Below are 20,119 nucleotides of genomic sequence, written 5' to 3'. Positions count from 1 at the left end.
TAATAGATCCAAATGATAGGTTATTCTATCCGACGCTTATAGATCCGCATCGCGGCGAGATGGAAGAAAATCCAAATTCCCACGCACCAGAGAATCGCTAGCCAAACAGCATTACTTACAGTCCCAGTCATCAATAAGGAGCGGACGCTATCAATGATCGGCGTCATAGGTTGAACTTCCGCAAAATAGCGCAGTGCGGCCGGCATGGTTCCGGTCGGCGCAAATGCGGAGCTTGTAAATATCAATATCATCAAAAGATAGCTGAACACTCCTGACCCCTCAAGGCTTTTTGCAAGCAGGCCAAAGGTAACGGCAATCCAGGTCATGGCAAGTGTGAACAAAAGTAAGATCCCGCTGGCGAGCAGCCATCCGACAATCCCGGCTCCCGGTCTGAACCCAATCAAAAGGGCAACCAGCAGCACTGCTAAGACAGAGACGGCGTTAAACAGGACTGAAGTTAAGACATGACCGCCCAAGATGGATGATTTTGCAATGGGCATGGAATGAAAACGTTCAAAGATTCCCTTGGTTACATCATTATTCAGGCGCACAGCTGAGTACGCGACGCCGCTGACGATACAAAATAATAGGATGCCGGGTACGATATAGTCGATATAGTTCACCCTGCCCAAATCCATCGCACCGCCATATACATATACGGACGCAAGCATCATCATCACCGGCATGGCGATGACCGTAATGATGGTGTCTACACTACGCAGGGTATGCCGCAGCACACGGCCGCACATCACTGTCGTATCGCTGATCCGGTTCTTAATGGTTAACGTGGTATTCATAGCGTACCCTCCTTTGCATGATCTTCTCCTATTACAGAAAGGAACACGTCGTCTAACGTTGGTGACTTTTGCATAAATTCGGTGGCCGAAATGCCTGCTTGCTCCAACCGGACAAGAGTATCCATCATCTGTCTGACACTTCCGTCAGTTACAATGTTAAGTGTAAGGGTTTCCCTGTCCAAACTTATGTTGTATTCTGACAGCAATTCACCTGCCAAGGTTACTTCGTTTTCGTGTCGAAAGCGTAGTTCGATATGTCCGTGAGGGAGCATTTTTTTGAGTTGGTCCGCGCTTCCTTGGGCCACAATTTTCCCATGATGTAAGATGGCAATATAGTCAGCAAGCACGTCCGCCTCTTCTAAATATTGTGTAGTCAAAAATACGGTAACCCCGGATTGCGCAAGCTCTTTAATGATTTTCCACATTGCCGTGCGAGCCTGCGGGTCAAGACCGGTGGTGGGTTCATCAAGGAATACAACCGATGGCGAACCAAGCAAGCTCATTGCCAGGTCCAGACGCCTGCGCATTCCACCGGAATACGTCGCAACATGCCGGTCGGCGGCTTCCGTAAGAGCAAAGCGGAGCAGCAATTCATTGATTTTACCGGCCACATCGTTCAAGTGGCGCAGTTTACCAATCATTTGCATATTCTCCCGTCCTGTTAGAATATCGTCCACAGCTGCATATTGTCCGGTCAGGCTAATTGCCTCCCGTACCTGCTCCGGACGCTCCAGGACATTAAAGCCACATACCTGAGCATATCCCGCGTCCGGCTTCAGCAAGGTCGTCAGAATTCTTATGACAGTCGTCTTGCCTGCTCCGTTAGAACCTAACAGGGCAAAAATACTTCCTTTTTGCACGGAAAAGCTGACATCTTCAAGCACTTTGAGGTCTTTGTAGGATTTCTTAAGCCCGCTGACGGAAATGGCTTTGCTTTGCAGCATTTTCAATCTCCCCGCTTTCCAAGTTTCTTATGAATACTTTGGTTAACCATTACTTTCCGTTTGCCCGTCCAGGTCTCGGCTTGAACTTCTTTAAGGAGCCCGTCACAAAAATCCCCGACATCATCGCCCACAATATCGAGCACATTTTTCCCTTCCTGTGCTCCTGATTCAAACAGTTCCAGCATATCCGTAAGGACATCCATCATGCTGGAGCCTAATGCAAAATTCCACATGAACGCCTCAATTTCTTTGATAACAATTTGATAATCTTCCGGCAGAGCCTGAATTCGCTTCCTGTAAATTTTATAATCGATTTTTTCTTGCCTCCAGCGTTTTAAAGTTAAAAATATTTTATTGAACATGACGATTCTCCTTTAACCCATTGATTTTTAATGAGACAAAGTTCCATTTTTCCCAGAATAATGAGAGTTCCCTTTGCCCAGCCGGATTCAGGCTATAGAATTTCCTCGGCGGCCCGATTTCAGATGGTTTTTTTTCAATGTCCACCAGCTTGTTTTTTTCAAGAGGCACTAAAATCGTATACACTGTTCCTTCGACAACCTCTTCAAAACCAAGAGCGTTTAGTTTTTTCGTAATCTCATAACCATAAGTTTCTTCGCGGCCAATGATTTCAAGCACACAGCCTTCAAGAACGCCTTTGAGCATTTCTGTTAAGTTATCCGTATCTGACACCTTCCATCTACTAAGTATTACATATTACTACTATATAATAACACGTAGTAGATGGAAGTCAATAAGGCGAACAAAGTTTTTTACATAAGTTCTTTCACAATGGATCATTCTATTGATCATTCTACTGATCGTTCTATATTGTTAAGACGGCATTGCGTTGCCAAAAAGACCAGAGACTTAAAGGTATTCCTTTAAGTCTCTAGGTCCTGCAAGAACTTCCCGGCCTATATACAAGGTACCGTCGTCTTTGGTTTTGACACTCCATTTAACGAGTGCAATGTTGCCTTCTGTGATCTCTATCCCTGTGATGGAACGAGGATGAACACAACTGCCGTCATTAAAATAAAGCGGTTTACCCGCATCAGGAAACATGGGCCTATGGGTGTGACCGGCAATCAACATATGCTTTTCCTGTACGACCCATTCAGTAAGGTTTCGTTCTATAGAATCTTTCTTGCGATAATTTTTTGCTGTGCTGGTGGGGTCTTTAAAACCGAATAATTCAAGTCTCTTCCAGACATATCTGACTAAAAATCTTCTTAACCCCCAAAACGCATAATCCAACATGCTGCCTTGATGCCCGTGGATCAAAAGAATTTTATGATCGAAATTCTTATACCGCAAAATGAGCCCCTCACGAAATATAACCTTCTCAAATAAAGGAACGTGACTTTTCTTCTCGGCATCATAATACCGGTTAAAGCATTTTTGTACAAAGTGACCATTACTTTTCATCATGTCATGGTTTCCGTAAATAAAATAAACGCGGTTTTCATTAAAAAAATTTTGTAGAAGCGAAAATGTATCCTTATGAACAGGCACGATGTCCGACATGTTTTTATACTTCCAAAGTTCATCACCGTCACCAAGCTCGATATACGTGTACTGTTCATGATAGTAGTGAGCTAACGCAGCAAAATACAGATTCTCATTCCCGGAAAAATCATCAGCCCAGCTGCCGTCGCCCCTATGGACATCACTCATTAAGATTATTTTCGAGGAATCGTCAATAGGGATTTCTGCCGCTGATTGAAAAGCTTTAGAAATACGATCTACAGCATTCATAGGAGATACCACCCGCCCAAAAACATCTTCGTTTAATGTCAATATATTCTGGGGGGAGTATCAAGAGTACCGGTCTTCTTCCAACGATATGAATAAGTTACTGAATAAATAAGTTACTGAATACGACAAGACGATCTGCTCAAGGAAACTTATTTGCTTGCAAAGACAAACCTTGGAACTAAAAGTTATTCCAAGGTTACTTTTTATGTACCATTATTTTTAAGTCAATGAGGCTTTAACAAAAACTGCCAGTGTAGAAAAGGTAAATATGTTAATAATAAGTGTACATTCCAATAGGAAAGGAGGGAAAAAATAATGGCAAAATATAGACTTCCCGTAGATAAGAATCAAGCAGCTAGTTCAATGGGTGTAAACTTAGGCCCAGATACATCTGCTAGACAGAATGGTTCCGTAGGCGGATATATGGTGAAGAAGACTTTTGAAAGCTTAGGCCATCGTTAAAAAAACTGATTCTCGAGAGTAAATGGTTAACTATGAGGGAGCCGTTAAAACGGCTCCTTTTCTCTTTACCTTAAATAGGATACCTCAAAATTGAAATAATTATACCTGTAAAATATCACCAAAAGTATCTGGAAGAAGTATTGCGGCACAAAACTATGTGCAATTGTCAGAGAAAGAAGATACAATAAAAGCTGAAGAATAACTAAAATAACGCTGTTGTACATAAAATAACGAAAAGAGGTTAGATCATGAGTGATCAAATCCGAAACGACCATGATGATTTTTATCAATCTCTAAGGAAAAAGATCAAGGACTACTTCACAAGCGAAGAAGGTAAAACCAATAAGTATGCAGAGTATATCCTGATTGCACCCGACTTGTTTTATCTCCTGTGCAAATTGACCGTAGACAAAGAAGTCAACGTAGACGATAAAGCAAAACTGGCGATTGCGATTGCTTATTTTGTCTCACCGATTGATTTAATCCCTGAGGCCTTTTTAGGGCCGGTAGGATTTGTTGACGATATATCTGTAGCTGCGTATGTCCTGAACTCCATTATTAATAACACGAACCCGGAAGTTGTCCGCAGGCACTGGGCCGGTGAGGGCGATATCCTGATTAAAATCCAGGAAATCATAAGAATTGCCGATAATATGGTTGGCACCGGATTTTGGAAGAAAATTAAAGGGATGTTTAATAAATAACGCAATAAGGGTGTAACAAAAAAGATAAATGGAGCGTACGATCATGCAATATACGATGCTTGGAAAAACGGGACTCCAAGTCTCAAGATTTGGGCTTGGCTGTATGCGATTTCCGAAAAGTGAAGAGGAAGCGATAGAAATGGTGCGGTATGCGGTAGACAACGGCGTCAATTACCTGGACACTGCTTACATGTATCCAGGCAGCGAAATGATTACCGGGAAAGCGCTTCAGAGGGGCTATCGGAATCAGGTGTTGATCGCCACGAAAAGCCCCATTTGGAAAATCGGCAGTCACAAAGACTTCGAGAAATACTTGGATGAAGAGCTGAAACGCTTAGGAACCGATCATATCGACATGTATCTTCTTCACAACATGAGCCATGACAATTGGGAGAAAGTGAATCAATTGGATGGCCTTACTTTTCTTGATAAAATGATTCAAAAGGGAAAGATACTGCACAAGAGTTTTTCTTTTCATGGGACACTGCCAGCATTCAAACAGGTCGTGGATGCCTTTGATTGGGAAATGGCGCAAATCCAGCTGAATATTCTGGATGAAAATCAGCAGGCCGGGATCGAAGGTCTGAGATATGCTGCAGACAAGGGCCTGGCGGTCGTCATCATGGAACCGTTAAGGGGCGGCTACATGCTAGCGAACATTCCCGAAGCAGTCGCTGATTTGGTTCGCCAATATCCGGAAAAGAGATCCTTCATCGAGTGGTGCTTCCGCTGGCTTTACAATATGCCTGAGATTTCCGTGATTCTCAGTGGAGCCAGCACGCTGGAGCAGTTGAAGGACAATTTACGGATCTTTGATGAATCTGCGGTCAACGTCATGTCCGAGGCCGACCAAAATCTGATCAAAAAGATTCAGAAAGCTTTTGAGTCCAATAACAGTGTCGGCTGTACGAGCTGCGGCTATTGTATGCCCTGTCCCCAGGGCGTCAGCATTCCTGAAATATTCAAACTCTATAACAGCCATAAGCTCATGAAAACGCATTGGGTGGACAAGGGGATGTACAAGGAAAATTTACTTCCCTCCGGTTCCGGTGCTGATCAGTGTATCTCTTGTGGAATTTGTGAGGGACATTGCCCGCAGTCGCTGGATATCCCAGTTTTACTGAAGAAAGTACATGGGGAATTTACGGCGGAAACGAAGGGTAATTGGAGCTGATTATATAATATTGGCGCATGGCTTTCTTAATAATTCTTCTATTTCCTCAGCAGGCATGGGCTGGTAGAAATAATAACCCTGAACCTCGTTGCACATGTTCTGACTTAAAAATCTTACTTGTTTCTCGGTCTCCACCCCTTCGGCAATAACCTCCAGGTCTAGATTTTTAGCCAGATTTATAATCACTTTGGTGATTGCTCTGTCTTTTTCATCTTTTTCAATACCATGAACAAAATGCATATCCATTTTCAATCGATCGATCGGTAAATTTTTGAGCCTGTTTAAAGAGGAGTATTCTGTGCCAAAGTCGTCGATAGAGATAGTAATGCCTAATTTCTTAAAATTGTTTAAAACCTGAACAATATTATTTGCTTCATTTATCGCAGAACCTTCTGTGATTTCCAATTCCAGATACTCGGGTTTGAGTTCGGTTTCTTGAAGGACATTTGCGATCTGCCCAACAATATTCGGGTCACGAAGTTGATTTACCGAAATATTAACGGACATTCGTACCGGAGGATATCCTTTATCCTGCCAGATTTTATTTTGCCGGCAAGCTGTTTTAAGCACCCATTCTCCGATCGTGTTAATGATCCCACTTTGCTCGGCGATCGGAATGAATACTGCCGGGGATATCATTCCTAACTCCGGATGCTTCCATCTTAACAAAGCTTCCATTCCGATGATGTTTGCTTCCGGAAGATGGACCTGAGGCTGGTAATACACCGACAATTCTTTGCGTTCTAAAGCTCGGAATAGACTGTTTGTCAGGATCAGATTATTTCGGACATCCTCTTTCATCTCTGAAGAACAGAGGGCGTACTGGTTCTTCCCTTTTTCTTTGGCTTTATACATTGCAATATCTGAGTTTTGAATCAACGTTTCCGTATCTTGTCCATCGATTGGATATAGTGCAATCCCTGCACTTGCTGTAACAAAGAATTCCTGACCCCTTAATACCGCCGGTTCTTTGAATAGACCTATTATTTTATCGGCAATTATCCGAACATCTTGATAGTCGGAAATATTATTCAGCAAGATCAGAAATTCATCGCCGCCAAAACGGGATACCGTATCGGCTTTGCGGATACATTCCACTAATTTTCGCCCGACTTCAGTGATCAGTTCGTCTCCGCCTTCATGGCCCAAAGTATCATTAACCGTTTTAAAAGAATCAAGATCCAGGAAAATTACCGCGAACATTTTTTGAATCCGACTGGATTGGTGGATCGCTTGCGTAACCCTGTCCCCGAACAACACCCGGTTGGGCAGCTTCGTTAAATGATCATAGTAGGCCAATTGTTCAATTTCTCTTTCCGCCTGAACTTTCGTCAAAGCGTCTCCCAAAATATTCGCAATGACCTTTAGTAAATCAATCTGGTCTTCACGCCATTTCTTCATGGTTCTGAGAGACTCAATCCCGAATAAGCCGACGACCTGCTCATTTTCGGCAATGGGGACGCAAATGACTGATTGTGTATGAATAATTTTGCCCTCTAACATTTGATTTATAAGGTTTGAGTCTCCCCCTCCCGGGCATTCTATAGCTTCTCTGTAAACACGATCATGCCGGTGCCAGGCAAACGCAGGGCTAACGCGATGTTGCTCCCGGTCCAATAAATAAATCCAGGTTCGGTCCATCTCAAAAAAACGTCCGCATTCCTCAAGCGCCTGATTGATTTTGTGCTCTAAATTCATTTGATTTGCTGTGATAAAATCCGAAGAAATTTTTGAGATTAATTTTTGCAGCTTCATCTGCTCTGCATTTTCTTTCAGTCTGCGAATATACAATTTATTGACATAGAAAGCCAACCAAAGAAAGACAATGAATAAAAAGATTCTTGCAAAATAGTCATCAGCATTTATCTCAACTTTAACATCTGGTGCTAGGATCCAGGTTAGAATCTGGGTAGATATGATAGAAATTCCCAATGCAATTAAGATAATGCGTTTATTGAACACCAGGGCAATAATTATAAAAATAATAGGAAACGCCCAAATTGTGATACTCCCGGTTTGAATAAACCTTAAAGTGAAAATTGGAATGGCGAGAACACAAATCACAAAATAAGTAATATCTTTTTTATTTTCCGCGATAGGCATCCACTTCACGAACAAAATGACAAGTCCTAAAAAAAGGATAGCGATACTTGTCAATATGACAGGCGTTAAATCGTGAGGCATGTTAGAAAGAAAAAAGGAAGCAAAATTAACAAGACTGCACGCGAACAAAGCAAAGGCTAAATAACTGATAATATTCCCGCGGGTTGATTCATTTAAGATGGTCTCTTCAGCACTGATGATCTTTTCCGGCTTCATCAGTCCGTATTTTTTAATTGCGTAGTAAATGACGATGAGCGACATCGAGATAATAAAAGGAGCCAATTGGGGAAGCGGCATTTTCCAAAAAGTGCTGGCGACAATATCCGTAAAGGATGCAAAGATTAAAGTCGCAATAATCCAAGATAGGATGAGCCTTGCCTTTTCCTTACTGCTCTGGGAAGAGGCTTTTCTCCCCCATAACCAAATCATTCCTGCGGAAACGATGCAAAAAAGAATATAATAATAATTAAAAAAAGAATGAAAACCGCTATTCGGAACATTAATCCAACCATTGACTGTATGGATTAATTTATACTTCGATTCCGCAGAACTGGAGACCCCATAAATATAAATGGTCAGGACTGAGGGAAAATAAAGCAAAAGATATAGCCACCATTTGTTTAGCAAACCTTTTTTCTCGGTCAGAATGATACTGAAATGCAGCAAGATACTGAAAAACGATCCCCAGCCAATAACTGAGATCCTACGCCAGATTAAGCTAAGTTCTTGATTCTGGGCGGAAACACAAATAGAGAATCCGAAAGCCCATATACTCAAGGAAATACATAGCGCAAAAAAAGCTTTGTTCAATCCGGCTTTCCGGTCGAGATAAAGTGTATAAGCCCCAAGAAAGCTACTCATTACACAAGAAAAGAAAAATAGTACTGAAAATAAGTATGATGGTTCCATATGTCCTTTCCCTGATGTAAAATACTGCTAAGACCAGATTACATCATTTTTATAGAGTAATAATTGGCTTATTAAAAATTCTACCAAATAATTCTACTATTGAACTGCATTTTCCTCCATCATTTTTCAAAAATAATCAAAATTTTACAGGATTGCCTTATAATGCAAATGAATTTATTTACTGTCTGGTTTATTCATTGAATGGATTGAGTCAAAAATTGCAAAAATAATTGTAAGCTGGCTAAAAGATCTGTAAAATAAAAATAAAAAGGGAGTGACAGGCATGTTAATCGTTACGACCGAAAATATTAAAGGTTACAAAGTAACCGATGTTAAAGGCCAGGTGTTCGGCCTCGTTGTTCGCAGCCGGGGATTGGGCGGGAATATCATAGCTGGGCTGCGCAGTCTTATCGGCGGGGAAATCCATGAATATACCGCCCTGCTTGAAGATACCCGTAAACAGGCGATAGACCGTATGGTCAAGAATGCCCAGGCGATGGGAGCAAACGCTGTGGTGATGATGAGGTTTGATTCCAGTGAAATTGGACAGACCATGAGTGAGATTGTAGCCTTTGGAACCGCGGTTGTGGCGGAGAAAGAAGCTTAAGATGAGAATAACGGCTGAAATCTATATATTACTCGAAGTGGGGATATTTCTTATTATTGCCTTTTGTTCATGGTTTATTTGGGATAAACGATATCGAAAAAACCAGGGAAACGATATACCAAAAGGATATATGCCTACGGATGAGGTTTTTATCGACCCAGTTAACGGTAAAAAACTTAAAGTCTATTATGAACCGGAAACCGGCAATAGATTTTACAAAGAAGTTAAAGAAAAACAATGATACCTACCTTAACCAGCCTGCGCTGGTTTTTTTGTTTGCCGGGTAACCGAAAACCAGCTGCGAAATAGATGAGCTTTGTAATGTCTTGGCAGTCAGTTCCAAAAAAGGAATGGAGAGAGTTATGGAGAATAATAATCACCCAAGAAAAATTTGGAGGTTGCGATATGGAATTTATCAATACCAATTTCCAGAAAAAAGAAAAGAATAGAATTTGCATCAGGTAAGAAAGTTTTGAAAAAAAGGAGAACATAGTGGAAGATATCGGGATAAAAGATGGATTCGCTAACATGAATTTCTGGAAAGTTACTGAAATGCTAGCTAAATCATTTTGGAGTCCGGGGATTGGAATAGACGAAGTGAAGAAAGGCGCACAGAATTCAGCGTTGGTCGTTGGCGCCTTTGATCATGAACAGAATCAGATCGGCTATGCAAGAGTCGTTTCCGATAAGACTAGATTTGCTTACATCATGGATGTGTATGTAGACGAGAATTTTAGAAAAAATGGAATCGGCCAGAAGATGATTGGATATATCCTTTCACATAAAGAATTGGAAGATGTCTACCAGTGGTTACTGACGACAAAAGATGCACATGCGTTTTATGGTAAGTTGGGCTTTAAAAAAATATCCATACCTGAACAGTGGATGCAAATACGCAATGAAAGACCGCGAAGGTAATTGTGATACCTATTAAACAGGAGGGTCAGACATGGCTGATCAATTCGATTACAAAAAAGAATATAAGGATTTGTATCTACCCAAACAAAAGCCTGCCCTGATTGATGTTCCGGCCATGGATTTTATCATGGTGGACGGAGCGGGAGATCCCAATTATTCGGAAGAATACCAGGAGGCCGTGGAAATACTTTATGGGCTGAGTTATACCATTAAAATGAGCAAAAAGAGCGGAAAACAACCGGCAGGATATTTTGAATATGTCGTGCCGCCTCTGGAAGGGTTGTGGTGGTTTAAAGACGGAGACTTTAACGGCATAAATAACATGGATAAATCAAAATTCCAATGGACCTCGATGATTCGTCAGCCTGAATTTGTCACGAAAGATGTTTTCGCCTGGGCGGTTACCGAGCTAAAGAAGAAAAAGCCCAGACTTGATCCGGCAAAAGCCCGCTTGGAGCGGTTCACGGAAGGACTGTGCGTGCAAATGCTGCACATCGGTTCCTATGACAGTGAACCCGCTACGGTTGCGCAAATGGAGCGGTTCTTAGCGCAGAATGGATACACCAATGCCATATCCGACCACTTACCTTCCGGTCAGATCCGGCATCATCATGAGATTTATTTGGGAGATCCGCGGAAGACGGCACCCGAAAAGCTTAAGACAGTCGTGAGACATCCGGTTAAAAAGGCGGAGCAAGGGTAAAACATTTCTTCATTTGATTAGCGAATGTCTCTTCTGCGAAAGCAGGCAGGAATCCTACCAAGAAAATGATCAGTATCAATGGATGCAATAGGATTTTATGAAGAATGAGGCAGGCATTTTTCATTCGTCTTCAAATTTTTCCTTCATTGGATATGACAACATATCTGCCAGTGAAACCTCCGGATGATGATACCGCTTTCTGCCTGCTGTTCCGCTTCTAAATTGTATAGCAGCTTTAGGACACCATTGAAGGCAGGCAAAGCATTGTTCACATTGATGTAACCATACCGGCCCATTGACTGACATTTTTACATTGCCAACAGGGCATATTTTTGCGCATGTACCGCACCGAACACACTGCTCGTCATAGTGGAAGCCAGCATCCATCAATTGAACACTTTCCATGTATGACAAATCACACTTACCGCTATATCCGCTGATTTTCAGCCAGACCGGCTTCTGAAGAAGTTCTCTCAAATTGAAGAAATCAACAAACTGTTCAAGCCTTCGATACTCAATCTCTATGTAGCCACTTTTCTGAGCACATATGGCGTCATAGATAGTTTGAAGTTTTTGATCGGCCTCAGAAAGCATTTTCCGTTGCTGTTCGTCGGGCAGCTCCCGCAAGACAAAAGGTTGAAAGAGGCCGTTAATACCCGGTAACGGAGCGATATAGTTGTAAGGCATTTTAACACCGAATCCGCAGGATAGCTTTCCGCCTCTAGCGGAGAATAGCTTCGAAAGATATTCAAGCGCGATGCAGGGACTGTCACCATAGGTGCATATGGCAAAAACGTACTTTGAATTCAGATTTGAAAGCCTATCAACGAACCGCTTTACAATATAAGGCACACGGTGATTGTATACAGGAAATACAATGCCCACGAAGTCTGCCGCGAGAACTATTTCATCTTCGTTGACAGCATCTTTTATTGAAAGCAAATCCGCATGGGTCAGCTTGGCTAGTTTTCTGGCAATATACATTGAATTTCCGGTACCGGAAAAGTAATAAATTGATGCTGTCATCAATGCATCCCCTGTCCATCATATCTTTTAGAACCTTCTCCGTATAGTCCCTACGTAGATAATAAAGGACGGATGAAAGATTCCATTGTTACAATCTGAAGAAAATCATAAATCATATAAAAAAACAAAAGGCTATAAAGCCTTTACCTTGTTATCAATGATCTTTATCTTTAAACTGTTGTTAGTCAATTCATCTCTCATTTCTTTGATAGCTTGCCAGGTCATTTCTTGTTTTTCAGCAAGTTCATCCTGTTTCTTAGCAAGTCCATCTTGTTTGTCATTCAGCAGTTTCATTTCTGTACGTATCGCCTTTTCCATGGAGTTTAGCTTTTCCAGAATGATATCCGAGTTATCCATTCGTGTATCCTCCTTTCATGACCTATCATATCATCAGGTAAATAATTCTACAAGACATATCTCTACCATATATAGACAATTAACATCGTTCCCAAAAGGAATCGATAGATTCATAAAGAATGATACTTAAATTCCGCTGCTATGCCGTTTTGAAAGGCAGCAAAGCAGATTTGGCGAAGGTCACACACAGCGATTTAGGTACATGCGCTGATGATGAAGGGTTGTCCGCGGAATGAATACAGCTTTTTTGGGAGAAAATGAAGAAAAAACAAAAGGAGAACCATCATGACAGAAGCAATCATTCCGCAGCCGACTTTCCCTGCTCAACATCAGGATTTCCAGCCCGGACTGGAAGCATTGATGAACCCGAGTCCTGCCTTTGAAGATCCCAACTATCAGCCGGGAGGCAAACTCCGGGGGAAAGTTGCCCTGATTAGCGGAGGGGACAGCGGGATCGGCAGAGCCGTTGCGATTCTCTATGCCAAAGAGGGCGCCGACCTGGCGATTATCTATTTCAATGAACATCAGGATGCTGAAATGACCAAGGAAAGAATAGAACAGCTCGGCCGTCGCTGCCTGTTGATCGCAGGGGATGTCGGCGACGAGATGTTCTGCAATCAAGCCGTCCGGGAAACGATCCAAGCTTTTGGTCATCTGGATATTCTGGTCAATAATGCCGGGGAGCAGCATCCCCAGAACTCCGTTCTGGATATCACTGCCGAACAGCTGGAGAGGACATTCAGGACAAACATCTTCGCCATGTTTTATTTGGCCCGCGCCGCACTGCCTCATCTCCAAAAAGGCGCTGCGATTATCAATACCGCTTCGATTACCGCCTATCAAGGGGAAGTCCGTTTAATAGATTACGCCTCTTCGAAAGGTGCAGTCGTATCTTTTACGCGGTCCCTGTCCGAATCTTTAGCCAAACAGGGTATTAGGGTCAACGGCGTGGCCCCCGGCCCGATCTGGACTCCGCTTATTCCCGCTTCTTTCAGCGCTGAGGAAGTTCATACGTTCGGCAGCACCAACCCGATGCAGCGTGCCGGCCAGCCAGTGGAGCTTGCTCCTGCCTACCTTTTTCTGGCCAGTACGGATTCCGCCTATATGTCAGGGCAAATCCTGCATATCAACGGTGGGACGATCATCAATAATTAGAAGAAGCGAGGTCTATAGGCCTGTTCGCTTTGCAAAACAGTAAGATCAAGCGTTTTTTCACCGTCTTTTTGGCCATAGAGATCGTCTGTTTCTTTGTGGAGTTATGGCAACCATTGATAGCGGTGAGCTTGTCTTTGGCGCTTTTACCGTTTTGCTTAATTTTAAATATATTTAACTATCTTTTATTTTATCCTTTGCTTGTGCTATACTACATAACAAGGGAGATGGTCAAATGGATAAACTTGACATTATCCTAGAGAAACTCAATTCATTAGAACGCATTGAGTCTGACATAACAGCGTTAAAAAGAGACAACAAGGAAATTCATCGAAAGCTAGATACGATAATTCAAGTAACAGTAAAAAATACGGAAGACATAACAGAACTAAAGGCTTTATAATTAAAGTCTTTTTCTTTTAGTCAGATAGACGATAAAGTCATCCTAAGACACTCAATTTTATTATCAATCCCTTATTGCATAGGGGCCTGGAAATTTTGAGATTGCTGCTGTTGTACGGCTTGTCTTCCCTTTTCCATGGACGCCGAGTCCTTTGGACTAATGATGGCTAGCAACTGTTCTAATTCTCCGACGTGTTGTCTTTCTTCATCAGCAATATGATGGAGAATCTTTTTTGCTCTCTCATCATTGGTTGCCATAGCATGAGATTCATAGCCGATAATTGCTTCGTACTCCCCTGCAATATCAACCCGAAGGGCCTGAGCCAACTCCTCATTGGACATCTGCTTAGGGACATTCGCTACAAAGGGGTTTCCAAGTAAGGCCATAAGATCATATCCTTTCTATGAAATGAGTTTATCTTATAGTCTGCCTGTTTATGAAAGCAGTAATCAGGTATTTATTGGTAACGATTGCAGCAGCAAAGATTACGGTTGACTTCAATTATATTATATGGAGGAATCATCATGCTCTATGAAATCCATGTAAGGAGGCAGAATAATGGAATCCAGCGGCCTAAACCAATATATACGCGATATTGAATTAGACAGGGAGCGTGTCCCCTCCTTTGCGGAATACCCCTTTGATTTACCTGCCATCAAGAACTTAGACAGGTTGTCTTTTCACCCCAAAGTAACGTTCATAGTAGGTGAAAATGGTTCAGGGAAATCAACGATTTTAGAATCAATCGCGGTTGCATTTGGTTTTAATGCGGAAGGCGGAACAAAAAATTTTAATTTCACTTCCAGAGCGACGCATTCAGACTTGAATCAATATATTAAAATTATTAAAGGGGCTAAAAGACCCAAAGATGGTTTCTTCTTCAGAGCAGAGAGCTTTTATAATTTTGCCTCCAATGTTGAAGATTTAATGTTGGAAGGGGTTTATGGCGGAAGGTCACTGCATGAACAGTCGCATGGCGAGTCGTTTTTTGCGGTTTTATCCCCTTCACGGCAAATGTCGATGCTGACTAGGATGCATGAATTGATCAACGAAGGGTCTCAGTTTATCATTGCCACGCATTCCCCGATCATCATGGCCTACCCGGGTGCCTTGATCTATCAGATTCGTGACGGATTTGAGCAGGTACGCTATGAAGAGACGGAGCACTATCAAATCACGCGTTCTTTCTTAAATAACACGAAAAAAATGCTGGATATTTTATTAGAATAAACAGTCAGTTTTTCGGGATTTCTTTTCTTCTGATTAGATTGAATTTCAACTTTATAAAAAGGAATAGAAACCTAGGTATAGAAATATTAAACATTAATGTATGGATTAATAAAATTAGGATGAGTTGGGGGAGGCACACGTTGAAAAAACAGATTAATAAATTGTTTTGTCTCGGATTAATTCTGGTGATGCTTCCTGTTATGTCATCCTGCGCTCAAAAGTCTCAGGGCAAGACCACCGCCAATAACATGTTCACCGGCAACCAAACGCAAGGCACGGAGATTACCGATCCGGCGGAGTTGGAGAAGCTCTGGCAGGAATATATTTATGATGCGATTTATACCATCGGCAATACCTGGGAGTTTCATTCCGCCCAGGAAATTGACCCGGATGCCGTGGCTCAATTTTGCTGGCTAAAATATCAGGAAGAAAACGGCACGGCGAATCTCAAGACAGAGAGCAAGGAGAGCATGCTCCTTCTCTTTCCGCTGACTGACGCGCTGAAGTATGCCGACCGCTACTTTAACCTAACGACCCTGGATGTGAGCAAAATACCGGATCATGATTATAAACCGGAAAAACAAGTCTTCACCTTCCCGGAGAATTTGCAGAAACCCAAACCCGGTTATGCTGAAGTGAATGGCTGGGGTATTGAACTGGATAAAGCAGTCAGGAACCGTGACGGTACCCTCACCGTCACGCTGGAACACAATTATAGTTCCACAAACCACTTCGTTGACAGCAGGCAGACCTTTACGTTAAAAACACGCGCCGACGGCAGCCTCTACTTTGTTGACGGCCGCAGAGAGTATATCAATAATCATCAGGTAGCATTGACCGGCAACGTTAAAGAGTTTCAGGAGATCGAAGGTTTTACCGGCGATTTGCAAGAATTGACGATGGTTGGAGAGACCGAAGGAAAAATGCTCCTTGCCTATACCCCGTATAATAAGGATCAAAGCTCTGCACTGATGGTGCTTGACCCTGACGAGATGAAGATTGAGAAGAGCGTAAAGCTAAGCGGCAGCATTGCAAATACGGATGTTAAATACACAGGCGGTAAATGGTTCGTTCGCTTCAACGATAAAGTGATGCTTTATAGCCGTGATTTGGAATTGCTTCGGGAGATCCCCTTGCCCGCCACGATTACAGCCAAAATCAATCGGGAAGTAAAATATGATCAGGACGGCATGCCGGACATATATTTCGGCGGTTATGATCTATCAGCCGACTTGAAGCGGATTGTCTACACGGATGAAATAGGCGTCAAACTTGTCACACTCGGAGATGGAAAGGAAAGACTCCTCGCGAAAACTACTAAGCCTAATCCATCCGAGCCGTCCCGAGGCGCGCCCGTTACCCCTTCTTATCACTTTTCCCCCAGATTCGTCGACGATGACCGGAAAGTCATCACCACGCTGACCGGTTATGAATGTACGCGGGGTTTTACGTTCTGCGATCTGGATAAAGGGACAAACACAACAGTTGATATTGTTACCGAAGGATCCCCGACCACCGGCAGCATCCATTTTGATACCGGGCTTTTGTTCGTTAATGAGTATGGGCATGACGCAAGTGCTGGGGATTCCCAACAGGCGGATGGCTATCGAACCCTGTACCTTGACTTTCATACCGGAAAAGTAACGGAAATAAAGCTTGCCCAACCGGGGGATACCGGCTACATCCGATCGGATTACCAAAGTTATCTCGGGCAGGATTTTGCTGTGTTTGTCACCAGTAAACAGACGGGTACGGACAGTGTCAACGCCATACATTTTTTGAACCGGATCAGGCTGGAGACCCTGAAGCCCGAACAGCAGATTGTTTCCGTCACGGCGACAGATCCCCATATCCTGGGAGTCTTGGGCGACGGGCGGATCGTTTTCTGGTATCAATTCAATCCGGCGGAAAAAGGGATTTGCGTTACTTCCTCCTCAAAGGAAAACCGACAATGATCATAAGTGTAAGCAGGCGAACAGATATCCCGGCATTTTATGCAAAGTGGTTTTACCATCGCCTAAAGGAAAAGTCTGTTCTTGTCCGTAACCCGATGAATATTCACCTAATCAGTAAAATTAACCTTTCGCCGGATGTCGTTGACGGTATCGTTTTCTGGACGAAAAACCCGGCGCCGATGCTTGAACGGTTGGACGAGCTGAGAGCCTACACCTATTATTTTCAGTTCACCCTTAATCCCTACGGAAAAGATATTGAACCAAACGTACCGTCAAAAAATGATATCGTGATTCCAACATTTCAAAAACTGTCTGAAAGAATTGGCAAGGACAAGGTGATTTGGCGGTACGACCCGATTCTGTTCAATGCGGATTATACAACGGCGTATCATCTTACGTTTTTTAAGTCGCTTGCAGCAAAGCTCGCCGGTTATACGGAAAAATGCACGGTCAGTTTTTTGAATTTTTACCAAAAGACGGAGCGGAACCTTCGGACATGCAATATCATTCAACCGACATCCGATCAGAAAATAGAATTAATGCAGCGGTTCGCAGAGACCGCAAAACAGTTCGGAATGGATATGGATACCTGTGCAGAGGATATTGACTGCGGAAAATTTGGCATCCGTCAGGCCCATTGTATTGATAAAGAGCGCTTTAAACGTTTAGGCGGATATCATCTGAACGTTGAAAAAGACAAAAACCAGCGGCCGCAATGCGGTTGTGTTACAAGCGTTGACATCGGGGCTTATAATACCTGTAAAAACGGATGCCTGTACTGCTATGCGAATTTCAGCCTGAACGCTGTTCAGAAAAATGATGCTGCGCATCATCCGGAATCCCCATTGCTGTTTGGCAGTGTCGGTGAAAATGATGCGGTAAAGACCCGTGATCTTAAATCGTACCGCAATTGTCAGTTTGAATTGTTTTAGGGCGGTGCTTCACAATCGCAAAAGAAGTCAAGAAAAAAATAAGCATTTTTGTTATCCTTTGAACTGGCAGGTGAGAACATGGAAAACTGGGAAAAAATTAAGGCAGTACAGCGGATGCAGGAGTATATCGATGAACATTTGACCGAACCCATTACTCTGCATTCTCTGGCCCGGGCGGCGGGGTATTCACCTTGGCATTCAGCTAGAATGTTTAAGGATCTGATCGGAAAAGCACCGTTTGAATACATCCGGGCTTTGAGGTTATCCCAGGCAGCTGTTACACTGAAGGACAGGGAACGGAAAATCATTGATGTTGCTTTCGACTTCGTCTTTGATTCCCATGAAGGATTCACCCGGGCCTTTTCCAAAGAATTCGGAATTACGCCGAAAACGTACAGCCAAAACAAAGAAACGACATCTCTTAAACTTTTCATACCTGGCTATGTCCGTGATTATTACCTGACGAAACAAAAAGGAGAGAGTAATATGTCTGATCATTCTCAGTCAAACACGGTCTTTGTACAAGTGGTGGAACGTTCCGCTCGGAAACTGATCTTCAAAAGCGGCTTAAAAGCGACCCATTATTTTGAATACTGCGAAGAAGTAGGGTGCGCTGTCTGGGAACAGCTCTCCGCAATTAAAGAAGCCATCTATGAACCCATTGGGATGTGGCTGCCGGACAATTTACGCCGGCCGGATACGTCGCTTTATGCCCAAGGGGTTGAGGTTCCGGCGGATTATACGGGGGAAATTCCGGATGGTTACGAGAGCATGAACCTGTCGCCGTGCAAGATGATGGTTTTTCAGGGTCAGCCTTTTGATGATTCGAAATTTGGCGAGGCGATCGAAGAATTATGGGAAGTCATGAAAAGTTACAATCCGGAAATCTATGGTTTTCAGTGGGCGGACGAGGACGGCCCGCGATTCCAGCTGGCGCCCATGGGCTACAGAGGGTATATCGAGGCCAGGCCAGTCAGAGAATTGAAAAAATAGGTTTCACAGGTATTTTATGAACAGCAAACAGTTAAAATTTGAAAATCCCGCAAGACTGGACGAGTTAAAACCGTTTGAAACCTTGCAAAAAATCGGGTTGGAGGAAGGCTACTTTGTGTGCGATATCGGAGCCGGTACCGGAATTTTTACTTTGCCGGCTGCCAGAATCACCAAAAACAAAGTTTATGCGCTTGATATTAATGAGGAAATGCTGGCAATTATCCGGGGGAAAATAGAAACTGAAAGCATCAGCAATGTCGAGCTCATGAAAGTCAAAGATGACCATTTACCCCTCCACGACAATGTAATTGACATTGCCCTGATGGTCACGGTTCTTCATGAAATAGAAGATAAAGCAAGCTTTCTAAAAGAAGTTAAAAGAATCCTGAAAAAAGGCGGTAAGATCTCAAAAAATGACTCATACCCGTCCATATCAGGCATATAGCACCAGCGGTAATTTCTACTTTTCCCCGCCGTTCGGCGATATTTTTAATAAAATCATAACCGCTGGGATAGTGGTTGAACACCAATAATTCTGCCTGCGGCTTCTGCGGCTGCGCTTGTGCGTCAGTGGAATCGCGGCTGCAGGACAGGTAAGTAAAATAAAGGTCTTCCGTCGGGTTGTTGACCATAAACTCAATGATCCATTCGGTGTCTGCTTTAAGAATTTTACCGGGATCAGGCACCAGATTGTCAAGCATCTCAACTCCGCCCAAACAGCCTTACCGTTTTCCGAATATCCTTCCTCTGCAGGATCACTATCGAGTTCTTGGAAATAATACCCTTTGATATGAGCTTTCCATTTATCTTTACCGTCTGTGGTTTTACCCTTTTCCAGCCCGGTTATTTTGTAAATTATCATACCATGAGTGTCAAACCCGCGAAAAAGACATATTTTCCATCCTTAAATTGCGGCCCGTACCAACTCAGCGTATAACGCACATCTACCTTTTCTCAAGGCCCTTGGTTTTGATACCCCAGACAGTCCGACC

24 protein-coding genes are annotated in these 20,119 nt (G+C 43.0%); 14 read left to right on the top strand and 10 right to left on the bottom strand.

Features of this window, described 5'->3' with window-relative positions:
* Positions 1–20: 20 nt before the first annotated feature.
* From C1I38_RS04690 to C1I38_RS04670, 5 genes are all read right to left on the bottom strand, one after another.
* Positions 21–797: an ABC transporter permease gene (locus tag C1I38_RS04690; RefSeq protein WP_119776093.1), complete on the bottom strand. Its 777-nt coding sequence runs from the start codon at positions 795–797 to the stop codon at positions 21–23.
* Positions 794–1,741 (bottom strand): ATP-binding cassette domain-containing protein, encoded by a 948-nt coding sequence (locus C1I38_RS04685; RefSeq protein WP_119776094.1) that lies wholly within the window; start codon positions 1,739–1,741, stop codon positions 794–796. Before C1I38_RS04685 ends, C1I38_RS04690 begins: the two co-directional genes overlap by 4 nt.
* Positions 1,742–1,743: 2 nt before the next feature.
* Entirely contained in the window at positions 1,744–2,103 is a 360-nt protein-coding gene (locus C1I38_RS04680) for a DUF1048 domain-containing protein (protein ID WP_020491534.1), read from the bottom strand.
* Positions 2,093–2,407 carry a PadR family transcriptional regulator gene (locus C1I38_RS04675; RefSeq protein ID WP_132102101.1) on the bottom strand — a complete coding sequence of 105 codons (315 nt, stop codon included), beginning with the start codon at positions 2,405–2,407 and terminating at the stop codon, positions 2,093–2,095. Before C1I38_RS04675 ends, C1I38_RS04680 begins: the two co-directional genes overlap by 11 nt.
* Positions 2,408–2,611: 204 nt before the next feature.
* Positions 2,612–3,499, bottom strand: a complete 888-nt coding sequence (locus C1I38_RS04670; protein ID WP_119776096.1) for a metallophosphoesterase family protein — start codon at positions 3,497–3,499, stop codon at positions 2,612–2,614.
* Positions 3,500–3,814: 315 nt separating this feature from the next.
* Between C1I38_RS04670 and C1I38_RS04665 the strand changes: the two genes are divergently transcribed.
* The 3 genes from C1I38_RS04665 to C1I38_RS04655 all read left to right on the top strand — a co-directional run bounded on the left by C1I38_RS04665 (position 3,815) and on the right by C1I38_RS04655 (position 5,839).
* The gene (locus C1I38_RS04665) at positions 3,815–3,961 is read left to right on the top strand and encodes a small, acid-soluble spore protein, alpha/beta type (RefSeq protein ID WP_119776098.1); all 147 of its coding nucleotides are present in this window, start codon (positions 3,815–3,817) and stop codon (positions 3,959–3,961) included.
* Positions 3,962–4,209: 248 nt separating this feature from the next.
* Positions 4,210–4,665: a DUF1232 domain-containing protein gene (locus C1I38_RS04660; protein WP_119776099.1), complete on the top strand. Its 456-nt coding sequence runs from the start codon at positions 4,210–4,212 to the stop codon at positions 4,663–4,665.
* Positions 4,666–4,708: 43 nt separating this feature from the next.
* Positions 4,709–5,839: an aldo/keto reductase gene (locus C1I38_RS04655; RefSeq protein WP_119776101.1), complete on the top strand. Its 1,131-nt coding sequence runs from the start codon at positions 4,709–4,711 to the stop codon at positions 5,837–5,839.
* On the opposite strand, the gene C1I38_RS04650 is transcribed toward C1I38_RS04655, so the two are convergent.
* Positions 5,840–8,851, bottom strand: coding sequence for an EAL domain-containing protein (locus C1I38_RS04650; protein WP_243109290.1), 3,012 nt, complete (start codon positions 8,849–8,851; stop codon positions 5,840–5,842). It lies immediately after the preceding gene.
* Positions 8,852–9,134: 283 nt separating this feature from the next.
* Here C1I38_RS04650 and C1I38_RS04645 point away from each other — a divergent pair, with 283 nt between their 5' ends.
* The 4 genes from C1I38_RS04645 (at position 9,135) to C1I38_RS04630 (ending at position 11,079) form a co-directional block, all read left to right on the top strand.
* Positions 9,135–9,458 (top strand): heavy metal-binding domain-containing protein, encoded by a 324-nt coding sequence (locus C1I38_RS04645; protein ID WP_020491540.1) that lies wholly within the window; start codon positions 9,135–9,137, stop codon positions 9,456–9,458.
* 1 nt (position 9,459) lies between these two features.
* Positions 9,460–9,699: a hypothetical protein gene (locus tag C1I38_RS04640; RefSeq protein WP_119776102.1), complete on the top strand. Its 240-nt coding sequence runs from the start codon at positions 9,460–9,462 to the stop codon at positions 9,697–9,699.
* A gap of 251 nt (positions 9,700–9,950) precedes the next feature.
* Complete coding sequence (locus tag C1I38_RS04635; protein WP_119776104.1) at positions 9,951–10,376, top strand: GNAT family N-acetyltransferase; 426 nt, start codon at positions 9,951–9,953, stop codon at positions 10,374–10,376.
* A gap of 31 nt (positions 10,377–10,407) precedes the next feature.
* A complete protein-coding gene (locus tag C1I38_RS04630) occupies positions 10,408–11,079 on the top strand; it encodes a GyrI-like domain-containing protein (RefSeq protein WP_119776105.1) in 672 nt (223 codons plus the stop codon).
* Positions 11,080–11,199: 120 nt separating this feature from the next.
* Here the strand turns inward: C1I38_RS04630 and C1I38_RS04625 are convergent, their stop codons facing one another.
* Together C1I38_RS04625 and C1I38_RS04620 are read right to left on the bottom strand one after the other, a co-directional pair.
* A complete protein-coding gene (locus tag C1I38_RS04625; protein ID WP_119776107.1) occupies positions 11,200–12,105 on the bottom strand; it encodes an EFR1 family ferrodoxin in 906 nt (301 codons plus the stop codon).
* A 132-nt stretch (positions 12,106–12,237) separates the two neighbouring features.
* Positions 12,238–12,462: a hypothetical protein gene (locus tag C1I38_RS04620; RefSeq protein WP_020491544.1), complete on the bottom strand. Its 225-nt coding sequence runs from the start codon at positions 12,460–12,462 to the stop codon at positions 12,238–12,240.
* A gap of 285 nt (positions 12,463–12,747) precedes the next feature.
* Here C1I38_RS04620 and C1I38_RS04615 point away from each other — a divergent pair, with 285 nt between their 5' ends.
* Together C1I38_RS04615 and C1I38_RS13995 are read left to right on the top strand one after the other, a co-directional pair.
* Positions 12,748–13,617, top strand: a complete 870-nt coding sequence (locus C1I38_RS04615; RefSeq protein ID WP_119776109.1) for an SDR family oxidoreductase — start codon at positions 12,748–12,750, stop codon at positions 13,615–13,617.
* Between the two features lie 232 nt (positions 13,618–13,849).
* A complete protein-coding gene (locus C1I38_RS13995) occupies positions 13,850–14,017 on the top strand; it encodes a hypothetical protein (RefSeq protein WP_165904907.1) in 168 nt (55 codons plus the stop codon).
* 71 nt (positions 14,018–14,088) lie between these two features.
* On the opposite strand, the gene C1I38_RS04610 is transcribed toward C1I38_RS13995, so the two are convergent.
* Positions 14,089–14,403: a demethoxyubiquinone hydroxylase family protein gene (locus C1I38_RS04610; protein ID WP_119776110.1), complete on the bottom strand. Its 315-nt coding sequence runs from the start codon at positions 14,401–14,403 to the stop codon at positions 14,089–14,091.
* Positions 14,404–14,575: 172 nt separating this feature from the next.
* Here C1I38_RS04610 and C1I38_RS04605 point away from each other — a divergent pair, with 172 nt between their 5' ends.
* From C1I38_RS04605 to C1I38_RS04585, 5 genes are all read left to right on the top strand, one after another.
* The gene (locus C1I38_RS04605) at positions 14,576–15,247 is read left to right on the top strand and encodes an AAA family ATPase (RefSeq protein WP_119776112.1); all 672 of its coding nucleotides are present in this window, start codon (positions 14,576–14,578) and stop codon (positions 15,245–15,247) included.
* Positions 15,248–15,387: 140 nt separating this feature from the next.
* Positions 15,388–17,202, top strand: coding sequence for a hypothetical protein (locus tag C1I38_RS04600; RefSeq protein WP_243103718.1), 1,815 nt, complete (start codon positions 15,388–15,390; stop codon positions 17,200–17,202).
* Positions 17,199–18,134 carry a DUF1848 domain-containing protein gene (locus C1I38_RS04595; protein WP_119776115.1) on the top strand — a complete coding sequence of 312 codons (936 nt, stop codon included), beginning with the start codon at positions 17,199–17,201 and terminating at the stop codon, positions 18,132–18,134. The genes C1I38_RS04600 and C1I38_RS04595 overlap by 4 nt, the downstream gene beginning before the upstream one ends.
* 78 nt (positions 18,135–18,212) lie before the next feature.
* The gene (locus tag C1I38_RS04590) at positions 18,213–19,127 is read left to right on the top strand and encodes a helix-turn-helix domain-containing protein (protein WP_119776117.1); all 915 of its coding nucleotides are present in this window, start codon (positions 18,213–18,215) and stop codon (positions 19,125–19,127) included.
* Positions 19,128–19,143: 16 nt separating this feature from the next.
* Positions 19,144–19,572 carry a methyltransferase domain-containing protein gene (locus tag C1I38_RS04585; RefSeq protein WP_119776119.1) on the top strand — a complete coding sequence of 143 codons (429 nt, stop codon included), beginning with the start codon at positions 19,144–19,146 and terminating at the stop codon, positions 19,570–19,572.
* A gap of 15 nt (positions 19,573–19,587) precedes the next feature.
* Here C1I38_RS04585 and C1I38_RS04580 read toward each other — a convergent pair whose 3' ends face one another.
* Complete coding sequence (locus C1I38_RS04580; protein ID WP_119776120.1) at positions 19,588–19,989, bottom strand: hypothetical protein; 402 nt, start codon at positions 19,987–19,989, stop codon at positions 19,588–19,590.
* Positions 19,990–20,119 lie beyond the last annotated feature (130 nt).

The organism is Dehalobacter sp. 12DCB1 (genome assembly GCF_004343605.1).
GTDB lineage: Bacteria > Bacillota > Desulfitobacteriia > Desulfitobacteriales > Syntrophobotulaceae > Dehalobacter.
This window is presented reverse-complemented; position numbering and strand designations above follow the sequence as displayed.

Coding starts and splice junctions, on each gene's coding strand:
- C1I38_RS04690 (WP_119776093.1), bottom strand. CDS start 797: ATGAATACCACGTTAACCATTAAGAACCGGATCAGCGATACGACAGTG.
- C1I38_RS04685 (WP_119776094.1), bottom strand. CDS start 1,741: ATGCTGCAAAGCAAAGCCATTTCCGTCAGCGGGCTTAAGAAATCCTAC.
- C1I38_RS04680 (WP_020491534.1), bottom strand. CDS start 2,103: ATGTTCAATAAAATATTTTTAACTTTAAAACGCTGGAGGCAAGAAAAA.
- C1I38_RS04675 (WP_132102101.1), bottom strand. CDS start 2,407: ATGCTCAAAGGCGTTCTTGAAGGCTGTGTGCTTGAAATCATTGGCCGC.
- C1I38_RS04670 (WP_119776096.1), bottom strand. CDS start 3,499: ATGAATGCTGTAGATCGTATTTCTAAAGCTTTTCAATCAGCGGCAGAA.
- C1I38_RS04665 (WP_119776098.1), top strand. CDS start 3,815: ATGGCAAAATATAGACTTCCCGTAGATAAGAATCAAGCAGCTAGTTCA.
- C1I38_RS04660 (WP_119776099.1), top strand. CDS start 4,210: ATGAGTGATCAAATCCGAAACGACCATGATGATTTTTATCAATCTCTA.
- C1I38_RS04655 (WP_119776101.1), top strand. CDS start 4,709: ATGCAATATACGATGCTTGGAAAAACGGGACTCCAAGTCTCAAGATTT.
- C1I38_RS04650 (WP_243109290.1), bottom strand. CDS start 8,851: ATGGAACCATCATACTTATTTTCAGTACTATTTTTCTTTTCTTGTGTA.
- C1I38_RS04645 (WP_020491540.1), top strand. CDS start 9,135: ATGTTAATCGTTACGACCGAAAATATTAAAGGTTACAAAGTAACCGAT.
- C1I38_RS04640 (WP_119776102.1), top strand. CDS start 9,460: ATGAGAATAACGGCTGAAATCTATATATTACTCGAAGTGGGGATATTT.
- C1I38_RS04630 (WP_119776105.1), top strand. CDS start 10,408: ATGGCTGATCAATTCGATTACAAAAAAGAATATAAGGATTTGTATCTA.
- C1I38_RS04625 (WP_119776107.1), bottom strand. CDS start 12,105: ATGACAGCATCAATTTATTACTTTTCCGGTACCGGAAATTCAATGTAT.
- C1I38_RS04620 (WP_020491544.1), bottom strand. CDS start 12,462: ATGGATAACTCGGATATCATTCTGGAAAAGCTAAACTCCATGGAAAAG.
- C1I38_RS04615 (WP_119776109.1), top strand. CDS start 12,748: ATGACAGAAGCAATCATTCCGCAGCCGACTTTCCCTGCTCAACATCAG.
- C1I38_RS13995 (WP_165904907.1), top strand. CDS start 13,850: ATGGATAAACTTGACATTATCCTAGAGAAACTCAATTCATTAGAACGC.
- C1I38_RS04610 (WP_119776110.1), bottom strand. CDS start 14,403: ATGGCCTTACTTGGAAACCCCTTTGTAGCGAATGTCCCTAAGCAGATG.
- C1I38_RS04605 (WP_119776112.1), top strand. CDS start 14,576: ATGGAATCCAGCGGCCTAAACCAATATATACGCGATATTGAATTAGAC.
- C1I38_RS04595 (WP_119776115.1), top strand. CDS start 17,199: ATGATCATAAGTGTAAGCAGGCGAACAGATATCCCGGCATTTTATGCA.
- C1I38_RS04590 (WP_119776117.1), top strand. CDS start 18,213: ATGGAAAACTGGGAAAAAATTAAGGCAGTACAGCGGATGCAGGAGTAT.
- C1I38_RS04585 (WP_119776119.1), top strand. CDS start 19,144: ATGAACAGCAAACAGTTAAAATTTGAAAATCCCGCAAGACTGGACGAG.
- C1I38_RS04580 (WP_119776120.1), bottom strand. CDS start 19,989: ATGATAATTTACAAAATAACCGGGCTGGAAAAGGGTAAAACCACAGAC.